Raw genomic sequence first — 1,704 nt, 5'->3', positions numbered from 1 at the left:
TTGAGTGTTGACTCGCGAGACCGTGGCCGGATGGGACAGACGAAGTCACGTTTTCGCCAGTTCACCGATGAGCAGTGGGCACGGATCGAGCCCCTGCTGCCCTCGAACGAAGGACGGCAGGGGCATCCGTTCCGCGACAATCGCAAGGTCGTCGAGGGCATCATCTACCGCTACCGAGCAGGAATTCCCTGGCGGGACCTGCCGCGGGAGGAGTTCGGGGCCTGGCAGACGGTCTGGAAGCGTCACGCCCGCTACGCCCGAGACGGCACGTGGGACCGAGTCTTGCAGGCCATCCTTGCCGAGGCCGATGCGGCCGGAAAGATCGACTGGAACGTCTCGGTAGATGCCACCATCTGCCGAGCCCACCAGCACGGCACAAACACAACGCGCCCTGATCAGGACACAGGGGGCACGATCGAATCACAAGAACCGCCCCTTCCTGGACTGTGAACCTGCAGGTCACGGCATTGGCCGCTCCCGCGGCGGGCTGACCACCAAGATTCACAGCGCCGTCGACGGTCGCGGCCGGCCGCTGGCGAGTGTGGTCACCGGCGGCCAACGACACGACGGCGCGATGCTCGAACAGGTCTTGGCCGACATCCACGTCCCGCGCCCTGGCCGGGGCAGGCCTCGCACCCGTCCCGACGCGGTGATCGCCGACAAGGCGTACTCGTCCGGCACGATCCGCCGCCAGCTCCGCGCCCGTGGAATCACCGCGGCCATCCCCGAGAAGAGCGACACCATCGCCTCCCGCAAACGCCGAGGCTCCCGCGGTGGCCGGCCTCCGAAACTCAACGCCGACCTCTACAAAGACCGCAACGTCGTCGAGCGATCCTTCGCGCTGGCCAAGCAGTGGCGAGCTCTGGCCACCCGATACGACAAACTCGCGATCACCTACCGCGCCGCCGTCACGCTCTGCGCAATCCTGACCTGGCTACGCCAATTAGGAGACACGCCCTAGTAGGTTTCAGGCCGATACGCTGCTCCGCGCCGGGTCGGACAGTCGTCCCCGATTCGGTACGGATAGTCCGGGTAGAGGGCGTCGATCCGCGGATTGTCTTCGGGCGTATCGAAGGTCTGGCCGAACGTTGCCACCCATTTGCCACTGTCGGCGTGATAGGTCCACGCGGTGACCTCGCGGATGCGCTTCACGGTCCCGCCCACCGCAATCGTCATGGGCTCCAACGCCGCACGAACCGCCGCGCCAACTTTCCAGTACCCGGCGTCCGCCTGCTCCTGTTGGCGCTGGTCGACTTCTCCGTACGGCCGCCCGTCGGGGTCCTTGTACGTACGGCCAGAACGCGAGATCACCGGAAACGGTCGCCCCTGCTTTGCCTGACGTCGGAGCTGTGTTGATCGGTGAGGCTCTGCCGGCGGCATTCCGTGCTGCCTGAGTAGCTCAACTTGCTCCGGAGAAAGAACAGCATGGGTTCTGTGCACGGCTTCGTTCTGTGACATGGCGTCACGGTAAAGCACACAGCATTGCGGCGCAATAGTTTGCACGGTCCGCACGTGGTCTCTCATCACCTTGGATGTGGAAGCAGACCGAATGAGAGGCGATCGCCGGTAGCCGCGGCAGGCAGTGGCCGTGATCGAACGCTGACGTAGTGCCACCATTTCAGACGTGAGTCAACGTCCCCGGCAGTCGAAACCGGGACGGACTGCCCAGCTTTTCGAGCGACCGGCCCTCCACAGGCCCATTGT

2 protein-coding genes are annotated in these 1,704 nt (G+C 65.0%); one reads left to right on the top strand and one right to left on the bottom strand.

Annotated features, from left to right (window positions below; translation table 11 throughout):
* The first annotated feature begins 30 nt into the window (after positions 1 to 30).
* Positions 31 to 961 (top strand): IS5 family transposase gene (locus DPA01S_RS16605; protein WP_375544743.1). Its coding sequence is split into 2 segments (ribosomal slippage): positions 31 to 414 and positions 416 to 961, totalling 930 coding nucleotides; the frame shifts between segments, so codons are not numbered across the junction.
* On the opposite strand, the gene DPA01S_RS15910 is transcribed toward DPA01S_RS16605, so the two are convergent.
* Positions 958 to 1,458 carry a hypothetical protein gene (locus DPA01S_RS15910; RefSeq protein ID WP_153038723.1) on the bottom strand — a complete coding sequence of 167 codons (501 nt, stop codon included), beginning with the start codon at positions 1,456 to 1,458 and terminating at the stop codon, positions 958 to 960. The genes DPA01S_RS16605 and DPA01S_RS15910 overlap by 4 nt on opposite strands.
* Between the last annotated feature and the right edge of the window lie 246 nt (positions 1,459 to 1,704).

Source organism: Dietzia papillomatosis NBRC 105045 (genome assembly GCF_001570845.1).
Classification (GTDB): Bacteria; Actinomycetota; Actinomycetes; order Mycobacteriales; family Mycobacteriaceae; genus Dietzia; species Dietzia cinnamea.
Note: the sequence above shows the minus strand (reverse complement) of the source record. Positions and strands in the feature narration are given on the sequence as shown.